General features: G+C 68.3%; 16 protein-coding genes. 6 read left to right on the top strand and 10 right to left on the bottom strand.

What is annotated here, in order from left to right:
- Positions 1–201 precede the first annotated feature (201 nt).
- Complete coding sequence (locus ACFSJG_RS07015; RefSeq protein WP_378484499.1) at positions 202–1929, top strand: APC family permease; 1728 nt, start codon at positions 202–204, stop codon at positions 1927–1929.
- 219 nt (positions 1930–2148) lie between these two features.
- On the opposite strand, the gene ACFSJG_RS07010 is transcribed toward ACFSJG_RS07015, so the two are convergent.
- Positions 2149–2436: a hypothetical protein gene (locus tag ACFSJG_RS07010; RefSeq protein WP_378484498.1), complete on the bottom strand. Its 288-nt coding sequence runs from the start codon at positions 2434–2436 to the stop codon at positions 2149–2151.
- A gap of 151 nt (positions 2437–2587) precedes the next feature.
- Here ACFSJG_RS07010 and ACFSJG_RS07005 point away from each other — a divergent pair, with 151 nt between their 5' ends.
- Together ACFSJG_RS07005 and ACFSJG_RS07000 are read left to right on the top strand one after the other, a co-directional pair.
- On the top strand, positions 2588–2917 hold the full coding sequence (locus ACFSJG_RS07005) for an ArsR/SmtB family transcription factor (RefSeq protein ID WP_378484497.1): 330 nt from the start codon (positions 2588–2590) through the stop codon (positions 2915–2917).
- Positions 2917–3618, top strand: coding sequence for a cation efflux transmembrane domain-containing protein (locus ACFSJG_RS07000; RefSeq protein WP_378484496.1), 702 nt, complete (start codon positions 2917–2919; stop codon positions 3616–3618). The genes ACFSJG_RS07005 and ACFSJG_RS07000 overlap by 1 nt, the downstream gene beginning before the upstream one ends.
- A gap of 533 nt (positions 3619–4151) precedes the next feature.
- Here the strand turns inward: ACFSJG_RS07000 and ACFSJG_RS06995 are convergent.
- The 9 genes from ACFSJG_RS06995 to ACFSJG_RS06955 form a co-directional block, all read right to left on the bottom strand.
- Positions 4152–5063 carry a CobW family GTP-binding protein gene (locus ACFSJG_RS06995; RefSeq protein WP_378484495.1) on the bottom strand — a complete coding sequence of 304 codons (912 nt, stop codon included), beginning with the start codon at positions 5061–5063 and terminating at the stop codon, positions 4152–4154.
- Position 5064: 1 nt separating this feature from the next.
- The gene (locus ACFSJG_RS06990; RefSeq protein ID WP_378484494.1) at positions 5065–6732 is read right to left on the bottom strand and encodes an amidohydrolase; all 1668 of its coding nucleotides are present in this window, start codon (positions 6730–6732) and stop codon (positions 5065–5067) included.
- A gap of 46 nt (positions 6733–6778) precedes the next feature.
- Entirely contained in the window at positions 6779–7786 is a 1008-nt protein-coding gene (locus ACFSJG_RS06985) for an oligopeptide/dipeptide ABC transporter ATP-binding protein (protein ID WP_378484493.1), read from the bottom strand.
- A 9-nt stretch (positions 7787–7795) separates the two neighbouring features.
- The gene (locus ACFSJG_RS06980; RefSeq protein ID WP_378484492.1) at positions 7796–8833 is read right to left on the bottom strand and encodes an ABC transporter ATP-binding protein; all 1038 of its coding nucleotides are present in this window, start codon (positions 8831–8833) and stop codon (positions 7796–7798) included.
- Positions 8830–10404 carry an ABC transporter substrate-binding protein gene (locus ACFSJG_RS06975; protein WP_378484491.1) on the bottom strand — a complete coding sequence of 525 codons (1575 nt, stop codon included), beginning with the start codon at positions 10402–10404 and terminating at the stop codon, positions 8830–8832. Before ACFSJG_RS06975 ends, ACFSJG_RS06980 begins: the two co-directional genes overlap by 4 nt.
- Complete coding sequence (locus tag ACFSJG_RS06970; RefSeq protein WP_378484490.1) at positions 10401–11381, bottom strand: ABC transporter permease; 981 nt, start codon at positions 11379–11381, stop codon at positions 10401–10403. The genes ACFSJG_RS06975 and ACFSJG_RS06970 overlap by 4 nt, the downstream gene beginning before the upstream one ends.
- 2 nt (positions 11382–11383) lie before the next feature.
- Positions 11384–12331, bottom strand: coding sequence for an ABC transporter permease (locus ACFSJG_RS06965; protein WP_378484489.1), 948 nt, complete (start codon positions 12329–12331; stop codon positions 11384–11386).
- A gap of 308 nt (positions 12332–12639) precedes the next feature.
- Positions 12640–14124: a MocR-like pyridoxine biosynthesis transcription factor PdxR gene (gene pdxR, locus ACFSJG_RS06960; RefSeq protein WP_378484488.1), complete on the bottom strand. Its 1485-nt coding sequence runs from the start codon at positions 14122–14124 to the stop codon at positions 12640–12642.
- A 163-nt stretch (positions 14125–14287) separates the two neighbouring features.
- Entirely contained in the window at positions 14288–15076 is a 789-nt protein-coding gene (locus tag ACFSJG_RS06955) for an SDR family NAD(P)-dependent oxidoreductase (protein ID WP_378484487.1), read from the bottom strand.
- 208 nt (positions 15077–15284) lie between these two features.
- Here ACFSJG_RS06955 and ACFSJG_RS06950 point away from each other — a divergent pair, with 208 nt between their 5' ends.
- The 3 genes from ACFSJG_RS06950 to ACFSJG_RS06940 are packed head-to-tail and all read left to right on the top strand — an operon-like array spanning position 15285 to position 18604.
- Complete coding sequence (locus ACFSJG_RS06950; RefSeq protein ID WP_378485237.1) at positions 15285–16607, top strand: aspartate aminotransferase family protein; 1323 nt, start codon at positions 15285–15287, stop codon at positions 16605–16607.
- The gene (locus tag ACFSJG_RS06945) at positions 16604–17875 is read left to right on the top strand and encodes a Glu/Leu/Phe/Val family dehydrogenase (protein ID WP_378484486.1); all 1272 of its coding nucleotides are present in this window, start codon (positions 16604–16606) and stop codon (positions 17873–17875) included. The genes ACFSJG_RS06950 and ACFSJG_RS06945 overlap by 4 nt, the downstream gene beginning before the upstream one ends.
- Before the next feature lie 18 nt (positions 17876–17893).
- Positions 17894–18604: a sulfite exporter TauE/SafE family protein gene (locus ACFSJG_RS06940; protein WP_378484485.1), complete on the top strand. Its 711-nt coding sequence runs from the start codon at positions 17894–17896 to the stop codon at positions 18602–18604.
- Positions 18605–18924: the final 320 nt, after the last annotated feature.

The raw sequence follows: 18924 nt of genomic DNA, 5'->3' as shown, positions 1-18924 counted from the left end.
GAATCGCGACGTGTGTGAGGAACTCGTCTCGGCCGTCAAGATGGTGTCAAAGTGCTTTTCCTCCGACACGTCGATGATCACGCTGTACGGGTGAGAATCGGAGCTACGACAGGCCACCAGGAACCCGGGACGACCCGCCCCGGTAGCGACCGGAAGAAACTTTCTGTTGCAACCGGATTGGCGGGCCTCTCCCTCGATGCGATGGCCTCGGTATCCTATGGACCCGAGGCCATCGTCCTGGTGTTGGCGGTGGCAGGCGGAGCCGGACTGGGCTTCACCCTGCCGGTCACCATTGCCATTGCCCTGCTCCTCGCCGTGCTGGTCGCGTCCTACCGTCAGGTGATCGCTGCATTTCCCAACGGCGGTGGCGCCTACGCGGTGGCACGCAAACGCCTCGGCAGACGGGCGAGTCTGATCGCGGCCGCGTCGTTGATCATCGACTACGTTCTCAACGTCGCGGTGTCGATCGCAGCCGGTGTGGCGGCGTTGACGTCGGCTTTTCCCGCGTTGCTGCCCCACACGGTGTGGATCGCACTGGCGATCCTGCTCGGAGTCACCGCGTTGAATCTGCGCGGAATCGCGGATTCGGCTCGCGCGTTCATGATTCCGACGATTGTGTTCGTCACGAGCATCCTCACCGTCATCGTCGCGGGCCTGCTGCGTTCGGAGCCGGCGAGTGTCGTCGGCGCAGGTTCGGCCTTGGACAACGCCGAGACGATCGGCATTCTGCTGCTACTGAAGGCCTTTTCGAGTGGGTGCGCGGCACTCACGGGGGTGGAGGCGATCGCGAACGCCGTCCCGAGCTTCAGGACTCCCCGGGTGGTCAATGCCCAGCGCGCCGAAGTGGCGCTGGGCGTGCTCCTCGGCACGATGCTGATCGGTCTGGCGGTGCTGATCGAGAAGTTCTCACTGGCCCCGGTGGAGGGCACCACCGTGCTCTCCCAGCTCACCGCGGCGTCCCTCGGGAACGGCGCCGGCTACTACGTCGTCCAATTCGCGACGGTGGTGCTGCTGGCACTCGCGGCCAACACCTCGTACGGCGGTCTTCCGACGCTGATGCGCATTCTGGCCGACGACAACCTGCTACCTCATCGATTCGCCCGGCGGAACTCCCGAGACGTGTATCGCTACGGCGTGCTGACACTGGGAATCGCGGCCGGGGCGCTGGTGATCGGGTCCGGCGGCAACATGAACGCGCTCGTGCCGCTGTTCGCCATAGGTGTGTTCGTGGGATTCACGCTCGCGCAGGTCGGGATGGTGCGGCACTGGCGCGCCCAACGGGCACCCGGCTGGGCCTGGCGCGCCACCCTGAACGGCGCCGGAGCCCTGCTGACCGCCGTCGCGGCAGTGGTGACCACGGCGATGAAGTTCAGCGATGGGGCCTGGCTCGTCGTCGTCGCCCTACCGCTGCTGGTGGCCGGGATGCAGCGGGTCAGCGCCGCCTACGACCACCTCGGTGACCGTCTGGCGATCGGCCCTGACCGTGCAGGGCCACGTGTCATCGGATCACGCCCGACGGTGCTGGTTCCGGTGTCCGGGGTGACCGAACTGAGCCGGATGGCGCTGTCCGCCGCCACTTCGATGACGCCTGCACCGGCCGCCATCCGCGTCTGTGACGATCACGAATCCACAGCCGAGTTCACCCGCGAGTGGCAGGCGAGGTACCCCGACACGCGGCTCATTCTGATCGAGGACACCGACAATTCGGTCGGGTTGTCGCTGGCACGATACGTGCGCACCCACTTCGGAGGCGACCGGGTGTTCGCGGTTGTCGCCACGATCGAACCGGCCACCACGTGGCACCGGCTCCTGCCCACCCACCGCGCCGACGAGATCGAACACGCGCTGCGCAAACACAGCGACGCGATGGTCTGCCAGATCGCATTCCGTATCGACCCCTCACACCGGAATCTGAGCCTGCGGGCCTGACGGCAGTACGACCGGCGAAGATCGTTCGAGCAATTCTCGGGTGTGCCGTAAGTCCAAGGAAGACAGCGAGTCTCCCGCCCAGCGCTGCTGAAGGCATGCGCTCGCCGTGCAGGCACAGCGAACCGAGCCGCCGATTCGGTGCCGGTGAGTACTTCGCCTCACCCGTCGTCCCCTCGACTCGGCGCGCGAGCGAGAGAAGCTGGAATCGTCGGGTGCCAACTAGGTGGCGTCGTAGGTCGCCGCGAAGACGAGAAACACCACGAACAGCGCCGCGATGCCGAGCCCCGCGCCGATCAGAGCGTCGCGACGGTTGGTCGCCACACCGCGATCGACTCGATCGAGACCGATCCACCCACCCACGACGGCGATCAGTCCAGCCGGGATGGCGACGAACTCTCCGATGAACGGGATGAATGCGAACACCGCGGCGATGATGCCTGCGATGAATGCCGTGCTTCCGGCGCCGTTGCGTGTTTCGGGTCGTATGGGCTGAGGGTCGTCCGTCATCTGTCCTCCGAGAGCACGGCGGTGCCGGGAGCATCCTGGGCGGTGCTGCCGCTGTCCATGGTGGGGCATGGAGTCGGCCTCGGCTCGGCCGGCGCATCCACCTCATTGTTCATGGCTGACTTAATACAGAAAATTCTGTACTATCTGTCCCGTGGAGACCCTGGTCCAGAGAGACGCCCTCGCCCGCTTCGGTCATGCCCTCTCCGACGGCACGCGGACACAGATCCTGCTGAGCCTGCGGTCGGGCCCGGGCTACCCGGCCGAGCTGGCCGATCAGGCGGGAGTGTCGCGGCAGCTCCTGTCGAATCACCTCGCGTGCCTACGTGGGTGTGGCCTGGTGGTGGCGGTCCCGGAGGGTCGGCGCAGCCGGTACGAGTTGGCGGATGCGAGGATCGGGCGAGCACTCGACGATCTGCTCGGGCTGGTGTTGGCCGTGGATCCGGCATGCTGTCCGGATGCTGAGCGGGACGAGTGCTGCTGATGTCTTCGAATCTTGGCCTGCCGATGGTGCGTCCGGTGCTGTCGACGGAGCGTCGGCGAGTGCTGTCGCAGCGTATCCGCTGGTTCGTGGCCGCGACGATCAGCTACAACGTGATCGAAGCCGTCATCGCGATCACCGAGGGCGCGCGAGTGTCGTCCACTGCGCTGATCGGGTTCGGGATGGATTCGGTGATCGAGGTGTCGTCCGCGGCCGCGGTGGCGTGGCAGTTCGCCGGCGTCGATCCCGAGAAGCGCGAAAGGGTCGCTCTGCGCATCATTGCGTTCTCGTTCTTCGGCCTGGCCACGTATGTGACGGTCGAGTCGGTCCGGGCACTGGTCGGTGTCGGCGAAGCCGAACACTCGGGTGTCGGGATCGTTCTGGCTGCCGTCAGTCTGCTGATCATGCCGGTGCTGTCGTGGGCGCAGCGTCGAGCGGGTCGCGAACTCGGCTCACTCTCCGCAGTCGCCGACTCCAAGCAGACCTTGCTGTGCACGTACCTGTCCGCGGTGCTGCTGGCCGGGCTGCTGCTCAACAGTCTGTTCGGGTGGGTGTGGGCCGACCCGATGGCGGGCCTGATCATCGCGGCAATCGCCGTGAGGGAAGGTGTCAGCGCATGGAATGGCGACAGCTGTTGCCCCGCGCCGACCGCTGGCACCGCGGTGCACACTGCGCCTGCCAGGCATGACTGTTGCGACCACTGACTCGCAACCGTTGGGTGGATGACCCCGATCGGTCGATGTCATCCACTGCATCATCCCGGCCGTGGCCCTGAGCCGCCTCTTTCCCGGCCGCACCTGCCTTGGGCGTCGACTGACCGGCGCCTGGCGTAAGCACAGGCAGCCGGGCTTCGCTCTCATCGACCTCCTCCGATATGGGACCGGATCCCTGTCCGGCGACTAGGTCGCAACCAGCCTCGGCATGTCCCTGGGGAATGGCTGCCTCGGTCATGGCCCTGCTCGGTCTCGAATCACTGTTCGCCATGGCCGGTTTCGGGGTTGGTGCCGCGGTGGCCGTGCTGCTCGGCGATTGGCTCTCCGGCCCTGGACGAATGTCGAGAATTTCCTGTTCAGGAACTATTGCCGCGTGTTCGGGGTCGGCGTACCGTCGAAGGTGCGGATCGGGGAAGTGCGAACGGGAGAGTTCGAAGTACCCGAGAAGCAGAGATCCGGTCGGGACCGCGATTCATCGCTACGATCCCGACCGAACCCCTGTCCGGGGCAGGTTCACCCCGGCCTCAGTCGAACAGTTCCTGCAGAGCCGACCACGGCTCCGGATCGGATTCCGATCCCGCCGCGATGACGACGAGCACCGACTCGTCCGCTTCCGCGTTCCGCGCGTCCCCGTCGGTGAACCTCAGGTCCGGTCGCACGTACTGGACGACGGTCCGGCGGTGAGGTTCCTCGGGGGTGCGGATGAAGCCCTTCGCCCGCACCAGGCTGCTCGGTGCCTCGGCGAGGACCGCGGCGAGCGCCGCCCGATCGACTGTCCGTCGAGTGGTCAGGGTGACGGTGCGATGCGTCGACACCGGCTCGGGCGGCGGCTCGGTGTCCGGTGCCTCGCGCGATGTCGCGGCGGCGATCAACGCATCCACGGTGGTCGCTCCCGCGGCGACCGAGACCCGGGGGATACCGGGTGCCTTGTCGTCGCACACCACGTCCGCGGCGGCGATCGCAGCGTCTTCGTGCAGGTCGGTGTGGGTGATGGCGAGCAGGTCGGCCGCCCGGAGCTGCGCGGCGACGACGTCACCGACGTACGGGTCGCGCAGCCGGGTGGCGAGGGTGCCGGGGTCGACGCAGACCACGGTGGGGCCGGGGGCCAGCCCCGGGAAGGTTCCCCAGCTCGTCATGGACGACGGCATCGCGACACCGCTGAGCTCGACGACGACGTGGTCGAGGTCGGTGCGCTGCGCGAGCTGTGTCATCACCGCCGCGGCGCCGTCCGCGAGGCTGCAGCAGACGCAGCCGTTGGACAGTTCGATGGTGTCGTCGGTCGTCGACCGGATGAGTTCGGCGTCGATGTTGATCGAGCCGAAGTCGTTGACCACCACCGCGATCCGCTGTCCGTTCGCGGAGCGGAGCAGTCCGTTGAGGAGGGTTGTCTTCCCGGTGCCGAGGTAGCCCCCGAGCACCGTCACCGTGGCCGCCATGTCAGCCGACCAGCGCCGGGGCCGCGGCGGCGGCGTAGTGGGCTCCGCCGACGACCGTTCCGAAGACGGTGATCTCGCCGATCTCGGCCTCGGGTACCGCGAGCGGATCCGCGTCGAGGATGGCGAAGTCGGCGAGCTTTCCTGCCTCGATGGACCCGACCTCGTGGTCCATCTTCAAGGTGTACGCGCCGCCCAGGGTGACGGCGTGCAGGGCCTGTTCGGCGGTGATCCGCTCCTCGGCACCGAGTACCCGGCCGGACGGGGTGAGGCGGGTGACGGCGTGCTTCATCGTCTGCAGCGGGCCGAGCGGGGTGACGGGGGTGTCGCTGTGCAGGGTGAACGGGACACCGCAGCGCAGGGCGGTGGCGGCGGCGTTCATCCGGGAGGCGCGGTCGGGTCCGAGGATGGAGTCGCGGTGCTGGTCGCCCCAGGTCCAGATGTGGTTGGAGAAGATGTTCGCGCAGGCACCGAGCGCGGCGAGGCGCTTGTACTGGGCTGCGGTGGTGAGCTGGGAGTGGGTGACGGTGTGCCGGTGGTCCCAGCGGGGGTACTGCGCGAGGGTGCGTTCGAGGACCTCGATGAACACCTGGGTGGCCTGGTCGCCGTTGCAGTGCACGTGGATGGTCAGTCCGGCGCGGTGGAACTCGCCGAATGCCTGCTCGAAGGCGGCGGGGTCGGTGACCCAGATGCCGTTCGGCGCGTCGTTGTAGTAGCCGGGCTCCTGCAGTCGGGCGGTGAAACCCTGGATCGAGCCGTCGAGGATGAGCTTCACGTGCCCGAGGCGCAGGCGGTCGGTGCTGCGGTCCCGGATCGCGGCGACCCGCTCGGCGGCGTTCGTCGGCGCGCCCATGCCGGGCATGCTGCCGAAGCCGAAGGTGGACACTCGCATCGGGAACGAGTCGTCGACGATGGACGTCAGTTCGGCGAGCTGAGCGTCGTCGTACACGATCGCGGACCCGAGATCGGTGGCGGTGGTGACACCCTGGTTGACGGCGTCTGCGGCGAAGTTCTCGAAGGTGGTCGCGCTCACGCCTCGAGCCATCTCGATCGCGGACGCCTTGACGAGGGACATCGCGGCGGGCTCGGCGAGCACGCCCGTCGGGGTGCCGTCGGCGTGCTTGCGGACGCCGATCACGTCGGTGGCGGCGGTGATCTCCGATTCGGCCAGTGCGAACGAGTTGACCACGGAGAGATGGCCGCTCGCGTGCATGACGACGATCGGACGGGTCGTGGAGACGGTGTCGAGCTCCGTCGCGGTCACCTCGAAGCCCGGGTAGTAGATCGGGTCGAGGCCCCACGCCAGCAGCGGTGACCCGTCGTCGGGCATCTCGGATGCGATCGCACGCAGCCGCTCCAGGATCTCGTCCACGGATTCACAACCCGGCCAGCGGCGGCCGTCCGGGGACACCCGCTCGAAGCGGCCGACATAGGTGAGGTTCCACAGCGCACCGCCGAAGTTGTGGCTGTGCGCCTCGACGAAGCCGGGGACGATGACGCGGTCGGCGTAGCGGTCGTCGATCACCGTGTTCGGGTAGGTCTGCAGCTCCTCGACCGTGCCGACAGCACGAATTCTGTTGCCGCGCACAGCGACCGCCTCGGCCGTCGGTCGGGCTGGGTCCATGGTCCGCACCAGCGCGGCGGGGTAGATGATCGTGGGCTCGGAAGTCATGTTCGTTGTCCCTTCGGTGGTCTTGACTGGTGGTTGACGTGTCGGTTCAGCCGGCGAGTGCCGGCACGAGATCTTCGGAGACCCGGTCCGCGTGGTGGCATGCGGACAAGTGCGCGCCCTGTGAGTCGGTGTGGTCGTCGAGTGTGGGCTTGGCGGTGCGGCATGCGTCCGTGGCGAGCCAGCAGCGGCTGGCGAACGCGCAGCCGGTGTAGCGCTGGCGTGGGCTGGGCAGATCACCGTCGAGCACGATCGGGGTGGCCGGGCGGTTCGGGTCGGGGACTGCGGAGAGCAGCGCCTTGGTGTAGGGGTGCTGGGGGTTGCCGAACACTTCCTCGGTGGTGCCGACCTCGACGATGCGGCCGAGGTACATGACCGCGACGCGGGTGGCGAGGTGCCGCACGACGGCGAGGTTGTGGGAGATGAACATGTAGGTCAGGTTCTCCTCGCGTTGCAGCCGGGCGAGGAGGTTGAGGATCTGGGCCTGGATCGACACGTCCAGTGCCGAGGTCGGTTCGTCGAGGACGATGAACTCGGGGTGGGCGGCGATGGCCCGCGCGATCGCGATGCGCTGACGCTGGCCGCCGGAGAACTCGTGAGGGTGACGGCTCGCGACCTCGGGGTCGAGGCCCGCGGAGACCAGGGCCGACTCCATGTCCCGGCGGGCCTCGCCGCGGGGCCGGCCGCCGGCGAGCAGGGGCTCCATGATGGATCGGTCGATGCGGTAGCGGGGGTCGAGGGAGTCGTTGGGGTCCTGGAACACCATCTGCATCCGCATGCGCTGCTTGCGCAGTGCGGCGCCGCGCAGGTCGGTGACGACGGTGTCGTCGAAGATGATGCGGCCGTCGGTGGGTTTGCGGAGCAGCATCGCGGCGCGGGCGAGGGTGCTCTTGCCGCAGCCGGATTCCCCGACGATGCCGAGGGTTTCGCCGCGGACGACGTTGAGTGTGATGTCGTCGATGGCGCGGACGGCGTTGCCGCCGCGGGCGGTGAAGTCCTGCCGGATCCCCTCGAAGCTGAGCAGGTAGTCGTGGCGACCACCGGGTGTCTCGTTCATGTCAGGTCCTCACTCGTCGATTGCGGCGGAGTAGCCCACGGGCACCAGCGATTTCACGCAACGGACGTCGTGACTGCCGGTCAGGGCCTCCAGGGGGAGCGGCGCCTCGCATTCCGGTCCGGCGAGTGCGCAGCGGGGGGCGAAGCGGCAGCCGGGGCGCGCGCGGTCCTCGGCGGCGATGCCGCCGGGGATGGTGGGCAGGTCGCCGGCGTGGTCGCCGGCGAGGGTGGGGATGCTGGCGAGCAGTCCGGCGGTGTACGGGTGCGCCGGTGCGGACAGCACCGCCTCGGGGGTGCCCTGCTCGATGATCTGGCCGGCGTACATGACCACCACGCGGTCGCAGGTCTCGGCGATGACACCGAGGTCGTGGGAGATCAGGACCATGCCGGCTCCCGAGTCCTGCTGGATCTGGGCGAGCAGACGCAGGATCTGCGCCTGGACGGTGACGTCGAGTGCCGTGGTGGGCTCGTCGGCGACGAGGACCTTCGGCCGGGCGGCGAGTGCCATCGCGATGACGATGCGCTGCCTCATGCCGCCGGAGAGCTGGTGCGGGAACTGCTTCATCCGCAGTTCCGGCTCCGGAACCTGCACGAGCTGGAGCAATTCCAGGGCCCGCGCCTGCGCCGTCTTCTTGTCGGCGAGGCCGTGCAGCCGCAGCACCTCGGCGATCTGGATGCCGATGCGGGTGCACGGGTTCAGCGCGGACATCGGCTCCTGGAAGATCATGCCGATCTCCCGTCCACGCAACTTCTGGAAGTCGCGGTCCGTGGCGCCGAGAACATCCTGCCCGGCGATGTCGAGGGTGCGGGCACTGACCTGAGCGGAATCGGGGAGCAGCCCGAGCAGGGCGAGGCCGACACTGGACTTGCCGCAACCCGATTCGCCGATCAGGCCGACCGTTTCGCCGGGGGCGACGGTGAGCGAGAAGTCGGAGACGACGGGGGTGCCGGTGCCGTAGGCGATGTCGAGGCCGTCGACGGCCAGGCACGGTTCGGCGGTACGGACGTCGGTGTCGAAGGTCGGGCGAATTTCGGTGGCTACGTTCATGATTCCATCCAGCTTTCGGCGAGGCGGTAACGGAACGAGTAGGTGTCGGGTGAGTATCCGGCGAGGTGCGGGGACCAGATCTCTTGACGGAGGGTGACCGCGTACGGGGTGAGGACCAGCACCTGGTCCGCGACCTCGGTCTCCAGTTCGGCGAGCAATGCGCGGCGGGCCTGTGGCTCGGCCACCGCCATCAGCTTTCCGAACAGCTTGGTGGCATCTGCGCCCGAGGCGCCGGTCTTGTTGCTGGGGATTCCGGGGGAGAGGAAGAACGCGAAGGACATCGCCGGGTCCGCGCTCGCCGGCATCGGCACCGCGATCAGGTCGCTGTACGTGCCGCCCATCACCCGTTGCATCACATCGGCCCACGGGAGCGGACGCAGGTCGAGGTTGATCCCGACCCGGGAGAGCTGTTCCTGCATGACCTCGTAGGTGGAGGTGTCCTGGCTGAACGCCGCGTCACCGGCGTAGGTCAACCCGATCGTGACATTCTCGACGCCGGCCTCGGCGAGCAGGGCGCGGGCGCCCTCCGGGTCGTAGGTGTAGTTCGGGGTGTTCGCGTCCGGTGCGACGGCGGCGGGGTCGCCGACCGGCACCGTCAGCGACGGCTTCCCGTACCCGTAGGTGGCGAGGTTCGCGATCTGTTCGCGGTTGAGGGCCTTCGAGAGAGCCTGCCGCACCAGCGGATTTGCCATCGGACCGGTGGTGGAGTCGACCAGCATCGTCAGCGCGCGGGTCTCGGCGTTGGCGCCCATCAGGAAGCCCTCGGACTCTGCCTGCTCACCGAGTTGCGGGTCCGCGAGCCAGATCGCGTCGACGCTGCCCTGCCGCAGCAGCGCCATCCGGGCCTGCGCGTCGGGGACGATCCGGAAGTTGATGCCGTCGAGGTAGGGCCGCGGCGCATCCCAGTAGTGCGGGTTGCGGGCCAGCGAGATGACCACCTGGTCCTGCCAGTTCGTCAGCTGGAACGGACCCGAGCCCATCGCGGTGCGCTGGCGCACCTGCGGCGGGGTGGACTCGTACCACTCCTTGGAGGCGATGAGTCCGCCGCTGCGGGCCGACACCACGTTCATGAAGGTGCCGCTCGGTGCCGTGAGCGTGAACTGGATGTCGAGCGGACCGAGGGCCACGACGTCCGTGAGTGTGCCGAGCATGGTGCGCTGCGGCGCGGTGGTGCCGCGCATCTGGTTGAAGGAGAAGACGACGTCCTCGGAGGTGACCGGCGTCCCGTCGCTGAACTTGGCGTCGGGGCGCAGCGTGAACCGATAGGACACCGGGCTGGTCTGCTCCCAGGACTCGGCGAGCCCCGGCTGGTAGCTGCCGTCGTCGCCGCGGGTGAGCAGCGACTCGTAGACCTGGACGAGGACGTTCTGTGCTGCGAAGGACGAGGCCAGGAAGGGGTCGAGGCCGCCGGCGGTCGGCTGGACGTCGGTGCCGTACTCGAGGACGCCTCCGGCGACCGGGGTCTCGGCGGGGAGAGCGCGTCCGGAGTTGGCGGCGCAGCCGGTGAGTCCGACGGTCACTGCCGCGGTCAGGGCGACGACCGTCGCCTTCCATCGTCGGGTGATGTTCATCGGGTCGACTCCTTCCCGGAAGTCAGGTTCGGGGTCGTGGTGGTGGCGGGGGCGACGACGACGTCGGCACGGCGGACGAGGGGGCGTTCCGGTCCGACGGCGATGCGCAGGGCCCCGCCCTGCGGGGAGAACTTGTTCTGCAGGCCGTCGGCGATGAGGTTCCAGGCGATGGTGACCACGACGATCAGCGCGGCGGGCAGCAGGATCAGCATCGGGTCTCGCTGCATGAACCGGATGGCGTCGGAGATCATGCGGCCGGCGCTCGGGTCGGGCGGGGCGATGCCCTGGCCGAGGAAGCTGAGTGTCGATTCGAGGAGCACCATCAGTGATGCGGTGGACGCGAACTGCACGAACAGCGGGGTGAGGGCGTTGGGGAGCAGGTGCCGGATCGCGATCTGCGGGCGGCGGACACCGGCGACCTCGGCGGCGACGACGAAGTCGCGTTCCTTCAGTGCCATGATCGGGGCCCGCATGAGCCGGGCGAAGCCGGGGGTGGCGATGAGGGCGAGGGCGAGGATCAGGGGGACCATGCCGTGCCCGAAGACGGCGCCTGCGAGCAGTGCGAGGAGCACGGCGGGGATGGCGAGCAGGACGTCGACGAGGCGCATGACGATGTTGTCGACCATGCCGCCGAGGTAGCCGGCGGCGATGCCGATGGCGGAGCCGATGACGGCGGCGATGGCGGTCGCGAAGAACGAGACGATGAGGGCGACCTGGGCGGCGGAGGCGAGTCGGGTGAGGTTGTCGCGGCCGAGGTTGTCGGTGCCGAGCCAGTGCTCGGCGCTGATTCCGCCGAACGGGGTGTCACCGATGGTGGTGACCTCGTAGGGGCTGACCAGGGGGATGAGGATCGAGCCGACGACGAGGGCGGCGAGGAGGCCGACGCCCCAGCCGAGTGCGGAGGGCAGTCGGAAGCGGAAGGTGATGGTGCGCAGCGGGTTCGCGACCGGGGTGCGGGTGGTTGTCAGTGCGGTCATGGTCAGCTCACAGCCCTGATTCGGGGGTCGATCAGCGGGTACAGCAGGTCGACCGCGAGGTTGATGGTGACGTAGATGGCGCCGAGCACGAGGACGCAGGTCTGGATGACGGGGTAGTCGGTGGAGTTGATCGACTCGACGAGCATGCTGCCCATCCCGGGGATGGCGAACACGTTCTCGACGACGATGGTGCCGCCGATCAGGGCGCCGAGCTGGACGCCGATGATGGTGACGACCGGGATCAGTCCGTTGCGGAGGGTGTGCCGGATGACGATGCGGGTGCTGGAGGCGCCCTTGGCGCGGGCGGTGCGGACGTAGTCCTGGGCGAGGGCGTCGATGACGGTGTTGCGGGTGTAGCGGGCGAGCATGGATCCCATCGACAGGGCCAGGACGACGACGGGGACCGCGATGGAGGCGATGGACCGGAACACGCCTTCACTCAAGGGCACGTAGCCGACGAGGGGAAGCTTCAGAGTCATCGAGTTCACCAGGATCACGACGGTGCCGATGACGAACGCGGGGATCGCCAGCAGGACGAACGAGGTGCCGCGGATGGCGGCGTCGGCGGGACGGCCGGAGCGGACCGCGGCGATGACGCCGGCGGGGACACCGAGGGCGACGGCGACGATCATCGCGCAGACGGCGAGCTGCAGACTCGCAGGCAGCCGGGTGGCGAGCTGTTCCCCGATCTCGTACGGCCGGGTGAGGGAGGAACCGAGGTCGCCGGTGAGGATGCCGCTCATCCAGTCCCAGTACTGCACGAACCAGGACCGGTCCAGACCGAGTTCGCTCCGGATCTGGGCGAGCGCTTCCGGGGAGGGGTCGTTGACGTTGAGGTACACCATCGCGGGATCACCGGGGATCAGTCGCACCATGCCGAACGCGATGAACGAGAGCGCGACGATGACCATCACCGCCGTCCCGATTCTCCGTACCAAATAGGATGTCATGTCGCGCGTCTCCCGTTGTCGTGGAACTTGATTCGCTTGAAATCGTCGCTGGACCCACTGAAACCGACAAGGACCAGGAAATCGAGCGGATTCCCGATCCAGTTGTCATGCGGTGGGAGCGAAAGCGTTTCCTGTCGTTAACATCTGCTGCCGAACAGGCACGATTCGGTCGTCCCGTGCGGTTCCGGCGCCGTCATGTGTCGGGAATGTTCCCTGATCATGGTTGGGCGTGAACTGGCCCACGGTCGGACCCGTCGTCCCCGAACGTGGGGGTCGCCACAACCCTCGGACGCAGGCGGCGTCCCGGATCAGGAGGCGATGCCCCGTGACGACTCACGTATCAGTTCGCCGAGCCGTGCGATCCCGGGTTCGATCGCCTCCTGCCTGATGGAGCCGAATCCGAGTCGGAGACAGTTCTTCTGCTCGGTTCCCCGCAGGTAGTAGCGGGATCCGTCGGCGACGAGGATGCCGTGTTCGAGGGCTCGGTCGGCGAGCTCTGCTGCATCGAGCCACTCCGGCCCCCGGTACCAGATACACACTCCGCCAGGGGGAAAAGATTCCTGATTGCCTGCGGGGAGGTACTTCGCGGTGGCGGAGGTGATGATCGACCAGTTCTGCTTGAGCCGGCGGCGCTGTGCCCGCAGCACCTTGTGGTACTCGCCGGACTGGATGAACAGTCCGAGGGCGCGCTGGATCTGGCCAGGAAGGTGTTTGGTCCGGTGGTGCCGCTCCGCGCGGAGCGCCTCGATCACAACGGGGTCGGCGACGACGAACCCGATGCGCAGGCCGGCGGAGAGGAACTTCGAGAAGGAACCGAGGTAGATCACCCGGCCGCTGGTGTCCATCGACTTCAGCGACGGTGTGGGGCGTCCGCGGAACCGGAACTCGCTGTCGTAGTCGTCCTCGATGGCGAAGCCGTTGCGCTGATCGAGCAACTGCAGCAGCAGTTTCCGTCGCGGCAGGCTGAGGGTGACGTTCGTCGGGTGATGGTGTGACGGGGTCAGGTACACGGCGTCGAAGTGGCCGGCTGTGTCGATCGCGGCGCCGCGGGAGTCGACGGGGATCGGCAGCAGCGCCGCCCCGGACCGCGCGAAGATGTGCATGGCGTCGAGGTAGCCGGGGTTCTCCACGCCGATCACCCGGTCGGACCCGAGAAGGACGTCCGTCACGAGCGAAAGGCCCTGTTGCGCACCGCTGGTGACGAGGATCTGGTCGGGGGTGGCCGTGATGCCGCGGGACGGCAGGATCTCGCTGCACAGTGCCTCGACGAGCAGTGGGTCGTTCTCGTCGACGGCGTCGCGGATGCTGTAGCGCAGGTGTGGTCCGGTCATGGCGTCGTTCATCGCGCGCATCCAGGCCCGCACGGGGAAGGATCGGAGTTCGGGCTGGGAACTGATGAACGGGTACGGGTGGTCGAACGCGTCGGGGTGACCGAGGGTCCGGGTCAGTTCGGGGGCCTGCCGGACACGCAGGACGGCGGACCAGTCCACGTCGCCGCGGGACGACGCGGCGGGGGAGCGGACGGGTGACGTCGCGGCCGCGGGGGCGGCGCCGCGCGGGGAGAGCGGGGCTGCGGCATAGAGGCCGCTGCGCGGTCGGCTCTCGATCACGCCGAGCGCGATCAGTTCGTCATAGGCGGCGGTGACGGTGTTGCGAGAGACCCCGAGTTCCTGGGCCAGAAAGCGGGTGGACGGCAGCGGTCGGCCGCCGTCGTACACCCCGGCGGCGAGGCGTTCCTCCATCAGGGAACGCACCCGCCGATAGATCGGCATCGTCCCCGTTGTCTCGGACATCGCTACCTCCCTGGTTCGAACTGGCACCAGGAGAATTGCACTTGATTGTTACAACGAAAGTTCCAGTACGGACTCTGTGGCGTACGTCATGGAATCGCCCCGCGCCCGCCGACTTCGTCGGCGGCGGGCACGAGGCGACGCTGACGGGCTGCGTCGACGCAGGTCAGGCGGTGCGGCGGTGCACGCGCTGCGCCGACGTCTGGTCACGGGTGAGCACCAGCATCGAGTCGATGTTCACGTGCGCCGGACGGGAGACGATCCACGTGACGCACTCGGCGATGTCGTCGGCGGTGAGTGGATCGAGACCTTCGTAGACGGCGTCCGCGCGATCCTGGTCGCCGCGGAACCTGACCACCGAGAACTCCGTCTCGACCAGTCCCGGATCGATCTGGCAGACCCGGATCGGCTCGCCGAGCAGCTCCAGGCGCAGCACCCGGGTCAGTGCACCGACCGCGTGCTTGGCGGCGTTGTAGCCACCGCCGCCGAGGTACGGCTCGCGCGCCGCGATGGACCCGATGGTCACCACGGTGGCGTTGCCGCTCTCGCGCAGCCGAGGTAGCAGACCTTGGGTGACACGCAGCACGCCGAGCACGTTCACGTCGTACATTGCGAGCCAGTCGGCTTCGTCGGCGCTGTCGATCGAGTCGGCGCCGAGCGCGCCGCCGGCGTTGTTGACGAGGACGTCGCAGCGGGGGATCGCGGCGCAGAACGCGTCGACCGAATCCTTGTCCGTCACGTCCAGGTGCAGCGCGGTCGCGCCCGTCTCGTCGGCGACGGCCTCGAGTCGGTCGAGGCGGCGGGCACCCATGACGACCTGGTATCCGAGCTTGCTCAGGTGCCGGACGGTCGCGGCGCCGATGCCACTGCTCGCTCCGGTGACCACCGCCACCGGGATGTGCGGCTCCGCCACTACCGAATTCGGGTTGTCGCTGGGGTTGGTGAGTTCGCTCATGGCACAGATCGTGTCCCGCATCTGGCCGGTCCGGAAGTGCCACAGGGCGGGCGTGTCGATGGTGCCAGTTGTAACCGTGTTGCTGGCCCCCGGATTCGGGGCGTTCTCTGGCTCTGGTGGCTCGAGCCGACTCGTCCCACAGTGGAGTGGTCTCAAGTTCGTCGATCGAGGAGGGCCCGTGGCCGCGCCAGTCATCTCCACCGCACACATGACCTACGAGAACGATCGTGCGCACGTCTTCCATTCCTGGTCCGCGCAGAAGGCGTTGCGCCCCATGGTTGTCGAGCGCGCCGAGGGATGTCGGCTGTACGACGGTGACGGACGCGAATACCTCGACTTCACCTCCCAGCTGGTGTTCACCAACATCGGTCACCAGCATCCGCGCGTGATCGCCGCGATCCAGGAGCAGGCTGCGACGCTGTGCACGATCGCGCCCGCCCATGCCAATGCGGCGCGGTCGGAGGCTGCACGCCTGGTCGCCGAGGTCGCCCCGGACGGCATGGAGAAGGTGTTCTTCACCAACGGCGGCGCCGACGCCAACGAGCACGCGGTACGGATGGCGCGCCTCCACACCGGCAGGTACAAGGTGCTCTCGGCATTCCGCTCCTACCACGGCGCCACTGCCGAGACCATCAACTTCTCCGGCGACCACCGTCGCTGGGTCAACGACTACGGCAGCGCGGGCGCCGTCCACTTCCATGCCCCGTTCCTGTACCGATCCGAATTCCACTCGGAGACAGAGGATCAGGAGTGCGAGCGCGCACTCGAGCACCTCGAGTCCCTGATCCGGTTCGAGGGCCCGGAGGCGTTCGCCGCGATCCTGCTCGAAACTGTGCCCGGCACCTCCGGCATCATGCCGCCGCCGCCCGGCTACCTGCCCGGTGTGCGCGAGATCTGCGACCGCTACGGCATCGTCATGATCTGCGACGAGGTCATGGCCGGCTTCGGACGCACCGGCGCCTGGCTCGCGGTCGACCACTACGACGTCACCCCCGACCTCATCACCTTCGCGAAGGGGGTGAACTCCGGCTACGTGCCGCTCGGCGGTGTCATCGTCGGTGACCGCATCGCCGCGACCTTCGACGAGCGGGTGTACCAGGGTGGCCTGACCTACTCGGGGCATCCGCTCGCGTGTGCGGCGGCCGTCGCGACCATCGAGACGATGCGTGACGAGGGCATCGTCGAGAACGCCGCAGCCGTCGGCCGCGACGTCCTGGGCCCGGGGCTCCGTGCACTCGCCGAGAAACACCCGAGCGTCGGCGAGGTCCGTGGTCTCGGTGTGTTCTGGGGCGTCGAGCTCGTCCGCGACCGTGAGACCAAGGAGCCGCTGGCGCCGTACGGCGGAACGAGCCCTGCAATCGGGGAAACCCTTGCCGCGGCTCGCGAGAACGGCCTGCTCGTGTTCAACCAGTACCACCGGCTGCACATCGTCCCGCCGTGTGTCGTCACCCCGGGCGAGGTGACGGAGGCACTCCGCATCCTCGACCTGGCGCTGGACGTCGCCGACTCCCACACGGTGGGTGCGCGATGACCGTCGTCGACGTGTTCGAGCGGACCTCGGGTCCGTACGAGGACGCGTTGACCCGGTACCGCGCGTCCGCCGACAGGCTGGCGTTGGAGCCGGGTGTGCGGTCGGTGCTGCAGCATCCTCGGCGTGAGATGTCCGTCGCCGTACCCCTGGTGCGCGACGACGGTCGCGTCGAGATGCTGACCGGACACCGTGTGCAGCACAACCTGGCCCGTGGTCCCGGTAAGGGCGGCATCCGCTACAGCCCACTGGTGGACCTGAACGAGATACGGGCGCTGGCCATGTGGATGACGTGGAAGTGTGCGCTGCTCGACATCCCGTACGGGGGCGCCAAGGGCGGCGTGACGGTGGACCCCTCCACCTGTAGCGCCGACGAACTGGAACGGGTCACGCGCAACTTCGTCAGCGGGATCGGTCCCATCATCGGTCCCGACACCGACATCCCGGCTCCCGACGTGGGGACGGACGAGCGGACGATGGCCTGGATCATGGACGCCTTCTCCACGACCGCGGGCCGGGCCGTTCCGGGCGTGGTGACGGGAAAGCCGTTGGCTCTCGGTGGTTCCCAGGGGCGGGTGTCCGCGACTGCGCACGGCGTCGCGCACGTGGCGGACCTGGCGCTGAAACACGTGGGCATGAACCACGGCGGGGTGACCGTCGCCGTGCACGGCTTCGGCAACGTCGGTGCCTGGACCGCGACGCTCCTGCATCAGGCGGGCCACCGGGTGGTCGCCGTCGCGGATCGCTTCGGGGCGGTGTGGAACGGGAACGGGCTCGACGTCCCGGACCTGCGCCGTCACGTCGCCGAGACGGGGTCGGTGTTCGGCTACGGGAAGGCGGACCCCCTCCCGACCGCCGACGCCGTCCTCGGCCTCGAGGTGGACCTGCTCGTGCCGGCGTCGGTCGAGCGGATCATCCACGAGGGCAACGTCCGGCAGGTGCGGGCGAACGTGATCGTGGAGGGTGCCAACGGTCCGATCACTGCCACCGCCGGTGACATGCTCGACGATGCGGGTGTTCTCGTGGTTCCCGACATCCTCGCCAACGCAGGCGGCGTGGTGGTGTCATACTTCGAGTGGGTGCAGGCCCAGCAGGGACTGTGGTGGAGCGCCGACGAGGTTCGCAGTCGGCTCGACGCCCGGATGACCGACGTCTGGCGACAGGTGGTCGAGCGGGCGAGTGCCGACGGGACCGGGTTGCGCGCGGCAGCGATGGACCGCGCGGTGGCCAGGGTCGCGGAGGCCTGTGTCGCCCGCGGGCTCGGGCACTGAGGACGCGGGCGGCCCGTCATGTCGTCCCTTGTCGCCGCGATCGCGGTGCTCGTCGTCGCGTCGATGCTGCAATCGGTGACAGGGTCCGGGTTCGGGCTGGTTTCGGCTCCGGTGTTGCTGATGATCGACCCGGATCTGGTGCCCGGCCCGCTGCTCGTTCTCACCATCGTCGCCATGGCGTCGGTGGTGTGGCGCGACGGCCGGCACTGGGACCGGTCGACGACCGTCCTGCTCTGTGTCGCAATGCTTCCAGGCGTAGCCCTGGGGGTGTGGCTGACGGCCGTTGCCGACCGCACCGTCCTCACGGTCGCGACGGCGGCACTCTCGATCGGCGCCGCGGTCGCCGCTTTCGCGGGAGCGTCACTGCCGCAGCGGAAGTTGGTCATGGTGGGGGCGGGGGCCGCCGGTGGGTTGATGGGTGCCGTGGCGGCGTTGCCCGGACCGCCGTTGGCCCTCGTCTACCGGCCTCTCGACGCGCGCGCGCTGCGTGCGACCCTGTCCACGTATTTCCTTGCAGTGTCCGCTGTTTCGCTGACGATGCTGCAGGCGACGGGTGATGTGGACGGCTCGGACTGGGGTACGGCGGCTGCTCTTGCGCCTGCGGTGCTCCTCGGTGGCGCGGTGGGCGGGCGGGTCGCTCACCGGGTGTCGGTCGATCGTGCGCGCAGGCTGACCTCCGCGGTCATCCTCGTCGCCGGCAGTGTCCTGCTCATGCGCACCCTGGCATGACGCACCCGCAGTGTGATCTGAAAGATACTGTCGGACAACAGTTGTCAGTCGCGTCGCGAGCTTGGTAGGTTGCAGAGGTGCACCAAGTCGTATCGACGCACCAGCGCGATACGGCTCTCGAACCTCTCGTTCGCAACTGACGCACCTTCTTGCGGCCCCACTCGGGGTAGCCGCATCGCCCACCCTGTCAACGCGGCAGTTGGTGGATCATCCTCCCCGGACGCCGGGTCCGGGGACGTCGAAAGGAAACGCACATGGGTTCGTCCGATGCAGATCTCGCCCTGTTGAAGCAGATCCAGCCGGTGGTCGCCGGCGTCGGC

Source organism: Rhodococcus gannanensis (assembly GCF_042681175.1).
Lineage (GTDB): Bacteria > Actinomycetota > Actinomycetes > Mycobacteriales > Mycobacteriaceae > Rhodococcus_G > Rhodococcus_G gannanensis.
The sequence above is the reverse complement of the archived record's forward strand: the minus strand, read 5'-3'. Positions and strand labels throughout refer to the sequence as shown.